This is a genomic window from Streptococcus sp. HMSC078H12, assembly GCF_001814615.1.
Taxonomy (GTDB): Bacteria; Bacillota; Bacilli; order Lactobacillales; family Streptococcaceae; genus Streptococcus; species Streptococcus salivarius_F.
In genome coordinates, this window is sequence record NZ_KV817340.1 from 28,094 (window position 1) to 36,399 (window position 8,306).

8 protein-coding genes are annotated in these 8,306 nt (G+C 43.0%); all 8 read left to right on the forward strand.

Annotation, left to right across the window (positions count from 1 at the left end):
• Position 1: 1 nt before the first annotated feature.
• Positions 2 to 448: an accessory Sec system protein Asp3 gene (asp3, locus tag HMPREF2979_RS07695; protein ID WP_070656011.1), complete on the forward strand. Its 447-nt coding sequence runs from the start codon at positions 2 to 4 to the stop codon at positions 446 to 448.
• On the forward strand, positions 441 to 2,816 hold the full coding sequence (gene secA2, locus HMPREF2979_RS07700) for an accessory Sec system translocase SecA2 (RefSeq protein WP_070656013.1): 2,376 nt from the start codon (positions 441 to 443) through the stop codon (positions 2,814 to 2,816). The genes asp3 and secA2 overlap by 8 nt, the downstream gene beginning before the upstream one ends.
• 12 nt (positions 2,817 to 2,828) lie before the next feature.
• A complete protein-coding gene (gene gtfA / locus HMPREF2979_RS07705) occupies positions 2,829 to 4,337 on the forward strand; it encodes an accessory Sec system glycosyltransferase GtfA (protein WP_070656015.1) in 1,509 nt (502 codons plus the stop codon).
• Positions 4,334 to 5,686 carry an accessory Sec system glycosylation chaperone GtfB gene (gtfB, locus tag HMPREF2979_RS07710; RefSeq protein WP_070656018.1) on the forward strand — a complete coding sequence of 451 codons (1,353 nt, stop codon included), beginning with the start codon at positions 4,334 to 4,336 and terminating at the stop codon, positions 5,684 to 5,686. Before gtfA ends, gtfB begins: the two co-directional genes overlap by 4 nt.
• Positions 5,679 to 5,858 (forward strand): accessory Sec system protein Asp4, encoded by a 180-nt coding sequence (asp4, locus tag HMPREF2979_RS07715; RefSeq protein ID WP_002883547.1) that lies wholly within the window; start codon positions 5,679 to 5,681, stop codon positions 5,856 to 5,858. Before gtfB ends, asp4 begins: the two co-directional genes overlap by 8 nt.
• Before the next feature lie 4 nt (positions 5,859 to 5,862).
• The gene (locus tag HMPREF2979_RS07720) at positions 5,863 to 6,087 is read left to right on the forward strand and encodes an accessory Sec system protein Asp5 (protein WP_002883546.1); all 225 of its coding nucleotides are present in this window, start codon (positions 5,863 to 5,865) and stop codon (positions 6,085 to 6,087) included.
• 35 nt (positions 6,088 to 6,122) lie between these two features.
• Entirely contained in the window at positions 6,123 to 7,124 is a 1,002-nt protein-coding gene (locus HMPREF2979_RS07725) for a sugar transferase (protein WP_070656020.1), read from the forward strand.
• A 480-nt stretch (positions 7,125 to 7,604) separates the two neighbouring features.
• A partial coding sequence (locus HMPREF2979_RS07730) for an accessory Sec-dependent serine-rich glycoprotein adhesin (RefSeq protein ID WP_148132239.1) occupies positions 7,605 to 8,306 on the forward strand: 702 nt, incomplete at its 3' end.

The window sequence follows — 8,306 nt, forward strand, 5'->3', positions numbered from 1 at the left end:
GATGTTCAGAAACAAGAAATCAGAAATCTTGTGGGGCTTAAACCACAAAGCCTACATGTATGGCTCAAAAATTGTTAAACGCCAAGATGGTTCTGTGCAATTTTACAATCCTTTGGTGCCATCAGGAACGGAAATCCAGTCTTGGGTGGCCATCCAAAACTATCAAGCTGGTCGTACCCAGCCTGCCCTCCCACTTTTGAAAAAGGGGCATAACTACGACTTGACGGCCAATCTCGAAGCCGTCCCAACTGGCTCAGTCTTTTTGAAAGTCAGCTTTTTGGACCGTTATGACAATGAAATCAAACAGCTCATTGAAAAAGGTACCCACATGACCTTTATTTACCCTCATGAGGCCTATACCTATCGTATTTCTCTCTTGAGTGCTGGGGTCAAAGAGCTGGATTTCTACAGCTTAAAACTGGAAGAAACAGGAGAAGAACATGTTTAAACAACTGAATCCTATTCTCCCTGTTAAGGAGATACTCAAGGAAATCAACGGCCTAGCCGATGAAATGGCCGATCTGAGCAACCTTGAGTTGAAAAATAAAACGCAGGAATTTAAGGAGCGTTTAGCCCAAGGAGAAAGCTTGGACGACCTCCTGCCAGAAGCCTTTGCGGTTGTTCGTGAAGCAGATAAGCGTGTGCTAGGCATGTTTCCTTATGATGTTCAGGTCATGGGGGGCATTGTCATGCACCAAGGCCATATCGCTGAGATGAATACCGGTGAGGGTAAGACTTTGACAGCAACCATGCCAGTCTACCTTAATGCCTTGTCAGGTGAAGGGGCTATTCTCGTTACGACTAATGAATACTTGGCTATCCGTGACGCTGAAGAAATGGGTCAGGTCTATGAGTTCCTAGGTTTGACGATTGGTGTGCCTTGTGTGGAAGGCAGTAATGAGATGGAACCAGCTGAAAAGCGTGCCATCTACCAATCAGACATCGTTTATACGACCAATGCCAGTCTAGGTTTTGACTATTTGATTGATAACCTTGCTTCTAACCAAGACGGGAAATACATGCGTCCTTTTAACTATGCTATCGTCGATGAGGTAGACTCTGTCCTTCTTGATAGTGCTCAGACGCCCTTGATTATTTCTGGTGCGCCCCGTGTTCAGTCCAACTACTATGGAATGATGGATACGCTTATGACTACCTTGGTCGAGGGTGAAGACTACATCTTCAAAGAGGAAAAAGGTGAAGTTTGGTTGACCACTAAGGGTGCCAAGGCTGCTGAAAACTACCTCGGTATCGGCAACCTCTACGATGAGGAAAATAGTACCTTTGCCCGTCATTTGCTCTTTTCACTTCGTGCCCACTTGCTCTATAAAAAGGACAAGGACTACATCATTCGTGATGGTAAGAAAGGGCCTGAAGTGGTTCTTCTTGATAAATCGACAGGTCGTCTCTTGGAATTGACCAAGCTCCAAGGTGGACTCCACCAAGCCATCGAAGCCAAGGAATTAGTAGCCTTGTCACAAGAAACCAGAGCCATGGCTTCTATCACCTACCAGAGTCTCTTTAAAAAATTCAAGAAAATTTCAGGGATGACTGGTACTGGTAAGGTTGCGGAAAAAGAATTTCTCGATACCTATGGTATGAAGGTCATTCAAATTCCAACCAACCGTAAGAAACAACGTATCGACTATCCAGATAAGATTTATGCGACTCTGCCAGAGAAGGTCTTTGCTTCTTTAGAGTATGTTAAGCATTATCATGAAAAAGGCAATCCTATCTTGATTTTCGTTGGTTCGGTGGAAATGTCAGAGCTTTATTCTTCTTTACTTTTGCGTGAGGGGATTGCTCATAACCTCCTAAATGCCAACAATGCACCACGTGAGGCTGAGATGATTGCTGAGTCAGGACAAATGGGTGCCGTGACAGTTGCGACTTCAATGGCTGGACGTGGAACAGATATCAAGCTCGGCAAGGGCGTAGCTGAACTGGGTGGATTGGTCGTAATCGGTACGGAACGTATGGAAAGTCAACGTATTGACTTGCAAATTCGTGGCCGTTCTGGACGTCAGGGAGACCCTGGTATGTCTAAATTCTTCGTCTCACTTGAAGACGATGTGATTAAGAAATACGGTCCATCATGGGTTCACCGTACCTACAAAGAATACGCCATTAATGATCACATTGAGCCTAAGGAACTGACCGGTCGCAAGTATCGTAAATTGGTTGAAAAAGCCCAAGAAGCTAGTGAGAGTTCTGGTCGTACCTCACGTCGTCAGACGCTTGAATTTGCAGAAAGTATGAACATCCAACGTGAGATGATTTACGCACAACGTGACCGTCTCATCTACCACAATCAAGGTTTGGACACTGTTATCGACGAGGTTCTTGACGATTTCATCGACCAAGCTATGGCTGAGGAAGATTTCTCAAAAGCCGAAAATCTTTACCATTTTATCTTGCGTAATATCAGCTTCCGCATCAATGAAATTCCTAATGATTTAGACCTCAACAATCGTGAGGAAGTCTTGGAACTCATCTACCAGTTTGCCTATCGTGAACTTGATGCTAAGAAGCAGGAGTTGAAAACCAAGGAACTTAACGAGTATTTCCAACGCCTATCCATGCTTAAGGCTGTGGATGACAACTGGGTAGAGCAGGTAGACTATCTGCAACAACTCCAAATGGCTATCGGTAGCCAGCAACTCAGTCAAAAAAACCCTATTGTCGAATATTACCAAGAGGCATACAAGGGCTTCGAAGCCATGAAACGTCAAATCAGAAAGGATATGGTTCGTAATCTTCTCCTTAGTCAGGTGCAAGTCACTAAAAAAGGAGATATCATCAGCCATTTCCCATAAAATAAGGAAATTATGACAGTATATAACATTAATTTAGGCATAGGTTGGGCCAGCAGTGGTGTCGAATATGCCCAGGCCTATCGTGCCAAGATTTTCAGGGAAATGGGACAAGAGGCAAAATTTGTCTTTATGGATCTCATCCTTGGAGATAATATCGAGCATATGACTAGCAAGATTGGTTTTGCAGACGACGAAATCATCTGGCTCCATAGCTATTTTACAGATGTTAAGATTGCACCATCAACTGTTAGCCTAGCAGAAATCGAGGCCATCTTACCTGCCAATCCTGAGCGTAAGGAAGTTGCTGGCCGCCTCATTCGTTACCATTACCCACAAGATGATATGGTGGTGGCATGTAACCTTCGTGCGATGGACGAAGATGCTGTGGAAACCGTGAGCTACTTTGTCAATGACAAGCTCTTGCGCAAGGACTTTTACTCTTACACTCGTTATTGCAGTGAGTATTCTGCGCCTAAGGACAATCAAGCCAAGGTTTACCAACGCCGTTTTTATAACGAAGATGGGTCTACAGCCTATGACATGATTGTAGGAAATAACAATCAGGATATCTATCGTTTCCCTGATCAGGTTCTCTATGGTAAGCAAGAATTCCTTCGCTATTTCTTCAAACGTCTAGCCCTAACCAAGGATGATGTGGTCATTTTGGACCGTGAAACAGGTATTGGTCAGTTGGTCTTTGAAGAAGCACAGGCTGCTCGCCTAGGTGTAGTTGTTCACGCTGAGCATTTTAGTGTCAATCAAACTGATGACAACTACATTCTCTGGAATAACTATTACGAGTACCAATTTACCAATGCAGACAAGGTTGATTTCTTTATCGTGGCGACTGATCGTCAAAAGGAAATCTTACAGGAACAATTCCGTCGCTACACCAACCATGATCCAAAGATTTACACCATTCCAGTGGGAAGTCTGCCTGAATTGGTTGGACAGGACAAGCCACGTAAGCCATTCTCAATGATTACGGCCTCACGCTTGGCTCAGGAAAAACACATTGACTGGTTGGTTCGTGCGGTGATCGAGGTTCATAAGACCCTGCCTGATATCACTTTTGATATCTACGGTAGTGGTAGCATGGATGCCAAATTGCGTGAGATTATTGTCGAAGCTCAAGCTGGCGACTATATCAGACTCATGGGCCACGCTGACTTGACTAACATTTATAGCCAGTACGAGGTCTATCTGACAGCTTCAACCAGTGAAGGTTTTGGACTCACTCTTATGGAGGCGGTTGGTTCAGGTCTTCCGATGATTGGATTTGACGTTCCTTATGGGAATCAAACCTTTATTCAAGATGGGGCCAACGGTTATCTCCTCCCCGTCGCTGAAAATCACGTCGTGGATGTTATCACCAAGTCCTATAAGGATGCCATTGTCCGTCTCTACGAAGAAGGCAATATCGAGGCTATGCGCCAAAAATCTTATGACCTTGCCAAAGGCTTCTTGACTAGCCAAGTCAAGGCAGCTTGGAAACAGTTACTTGAGGAGGTACGCTCATGATATTCTTATGTGATTACTACAATCAAGCCAGTAAGGATTTGGCTTACTCTCTTCAGGCAGCAGGCTACGATGCCACAACAGTTGTCATCAATCCAGATGGCTTTCTCCCTCAAGGAGCTCTCTCTCCTTTCACCTACTATGTGGAAGCAGCAGAGGAAACAGGCAAACCACGCTTTTTCAACCAAGTCCCTGTGCCAGCCTTTTGGGAAATTTCAGGGAACAATCAGATGGCGCGTGTGTCTAACCTCACCGAAGAACGTGCCCGCATCACCTACCCAGAAGGTAGCAAGGCACGTATTGTCAAAAGTGTCGAATGGTTGGACAAGTCAGGTAAGATTCGCCAAGTGGACCACTACAACAAGTACGGTTTCTGCTTTGCCAAGACCACTCATGATGAGAATGGTCAGGCACTCTTTACCAGCTACCAAACCAAAGAAGGCTACGAACGAATCTTGGAAAATCATCTCACCGGTGATATTCTCTTGACCTTACCAGGACAAGCCCTTCGTCGTTTTGCCAACCGTACCGAATTTATCAAAGCCTTTCTAGCTCAGGTCTTTGGTGATATCGACCACATTATCTTTAATAGCTTGGCGACACCTTTCATCGTCTCATGGACTATGGAAAATCAAGGTGCCACTGATGTCCTTGTCTGGCAAGAGCCGTTGGGTGATGTCCTTCCAGGTAATATGAATGGTATCTTGGAAGATAATTCAGCCAGAGCCAATGCCATCATCATTCCTGATAAGGCGACTTATGAAAAGGCCTTGACCTTGGCGCCAGAGGACAAGCATCATAAAATCTTGTCTCTTGGCTATGCCTATGACTTCAAGGAAAATCATGGTAAACCTCGTAATGCCTTTATCGCAACCAATTCAGACCAAATCGAGCGTTTGGAAGCCTTGGTTGAGTCACTCCCTGATGTGACCTTCCAGATTGCAGCAGTCACTGAGATGTCACCAAGATTACTTTCAATGATGCGTTATTCAAACGTTGTGCTCCATCCAAACGCTAGTCACAAGCAGTTGGACAAGCTTTATCAAGAGTCAGACCTCTACTTGGACATTAACCATCATAATGAATTGTACAAGGCGACACGAACTGCCTTTGAAAACCAATTGTTGATTTTGGCCTTTTCAGAAACAGCTCATGGACCTGTCTATACAGCGCCAGAGCATATCTATGCCAGTCAGAACTATCCAGCTATGGTTGCCAAGATTAAGCAAGTCCTAGGCGATGAGCAAGCCATGCAAGAAGCCATGCAGGCTCAAAAAGCTCAAGCCAACACCCTGACTGCCTCTGAGTTGGCCGACCGCTTACAATCACTTTTAGGAGGAAATCATGTCTAAAAAAGATTTATTCTACGGTGACGTTGAAGGCCGTATGGAAGAACTCAAGCAAAAGCCTATCACAAAAGAAAAAGAAACCAGAGGAGAGAAGATTAACAAGAGCTTTTCAATCATGCTCGGACTTGTTATTATCATCGGTTTGATCTTCACCCTTATTGGTTTATTGAGGTAGTCTTATGATGTTAGTATTTATGGTTCTAGCAGTGATTCTTTCGGTTGCCCTTATCGTCCTAGTGACCATCCAACCGCGTCAAACGCAGATTTTTTCAACGGATGCTACTAGTAATATCGGTAAACCAAGTTATTGGGCTAGCCAACCGATTCGAAAAATGTTGACCTTGGCTATCAGCATAGCCCTCTTTATCCTCTTACTTATTTTTATGATTGTTTCTTATAAGTAGAGGACTTCCTACTATATAATAGAAAGAAGTATGTCATGCGCGTACATTTTACAAATTTATTTGGCCAGTCCTCACGTAGTGTAGCTTTGATTGCCCAAAATGATACCATGAAGATTGCCAAAGAGCTCGGTGCTAATGAACTAGGAATTTATTTCTATGATAGTAGCCAAGAGCCAGATGGAGAGCTTAATTCCCGCTTTGATGGGATTGTAGCAGGACTGAGTGTTGGAGACATCGTTTTCTTCCAGTCTCCATCATGGAATGGTAGTGAGTGGGATAGCCGATTACTCCGTAAATTCAAGGCTGTTAATGCTAAGACTGTTATGTTTATCCATGACGTTCCACCTCTCATGTTTGATAGTAACTACTATCTCATGTCTGCTTATATTGACATGTACAATCTCTGTGATGTCGTCGTGGTGCCTTCTGAAAAGATGCGTGATCGTTTGATTGAGGAAGGGTTAACAGTTGAGAAGATTATCATCCAAAAACTTTGGGACTTACCTCACAGTCTTGACCTACACCAACCTAGTTTCCAGAAGAAGATGATTTTTGCTGGGAATCCAACCCGTTTCCCACACGTCCTAGACTGGAAACAAACGACCCCTCTCCACGTCTACGCTGAGAAACAAGAAGATAAGGATTATTCCAAAGTCCACCTCGAAGGCTGGCGTAATAAACACGAGCTTTTGCTAGAGCTATCTAAGGGAGGTTTTGGTCTGGTCTGGGGTAATTCCGAAAATCCAGAGGACGAGCCTGACTACTATAAGATGAACATCTCTTATAAACTCTCGACTTACTTAGCAGCTGGTTTACCAGTCGTAGTGCCTAGCTATCTCTCAAATGCAGACTATATTAAGGAACATGGGCTTGGCTTTGTCGTTTCAAGTCTCGAAGAAGCAGACCGTTGCATTCAAGAATGTACCGAGGAGCAGTATGCACAGATGGTGGCTAACGCTCACCACACAGCATACCTCATCAGTAACGGTTACTTCACAAAGAAACTTTTTATCGATGCTATCATGGCATTAAGCTAATAGAAAAAGGATTATCGAAAGGTAATCCTTTTTTGTGACAAATCTGAGCATATATCTTGACTTTTTATAAATTATTCAAATCATTTTCACTTTAGACTTAAGGATTTAAGGAAGACCTGTCTCTAATTAGGATTAATGTTAAAAAATAGCCTTACAGATGTTAAGTATTTGCCTTAAATAATTGGTTGTAATTGTTTGACAATTTATCAAAAAACGAATTGTAGAAAAATTTAAAAGTAAAAACCAAGGTCTTTAAAAATGAGAAAAACTGCAGGAAATAGCGTGAAAACAAGGGTTTAAACCGTTTAAAATCTAAAATATAATGAATTGACGTTAAAAAACAGAAAATTCAGAATTGCGAAAACCTTACAGATTTTGAAGAAAATGAGACAAAAAAGCACAATTTTTAGTCAACTTGTGTTATATTATAAAATGTAATTTCCAGATTAGGAAATAACTCATATTTTTTAGGAGGTAAATATGTTTTTTAGACGTAACGAAGGAGAATTCCGTGAAACAGATCGCGTGACTCGCTTCAAACTTATCAAATCGGGTAAAAACTGGCTTCGTGCTGCAACATCTAACTTTGGACTTTTTAAAGTTGTTAAAGGTGGCGCAGACGCTCCGTCAGTAACAGTTCAAAATGTAGAAGAAAAATCTTCTCTTCTTTCAGGTACAGCCCTTCTTAAAGGGATTGCAGCAGCAGGTGCTGTGGCAGGTGGTGCAGTAGCAACTTACACTGCTCAAGCCGAAGAAACAACAGCACCAGCTTTGGAAAGCCAAGCAACTACAAACCATGACGTATTGGCAAACTCTGAGGCAGCTGTATTGAGCGCTGCTCCAGTATCAGAAACAGTAGCTTCAGAAGCTCCAGCAGTAGCATCAACAAGCCAAGAGTCTACAAGCTCTTCAGTTGACGCTCAAGCAAGCACAGATGCTTCAGTTTCAGTATCACAATCTGTATCAGCAGAATTGTCACAAGCTATCTCAGAATCTGTATCACTTAGCAAAGTGAACTCAACTTCTGAAAGCCAATCACACACTGAAAGCAACAGTGGTTCAAACTCAGAATCATCTTCAGCTTCAGAATCAGCAACTTCAACAGCTGCAACTGCATCAGAAACAGCTACTCAAGAAGATGAAAAAACTATCTTGGATCAAAACGTTTCAGAAGCAGAATTG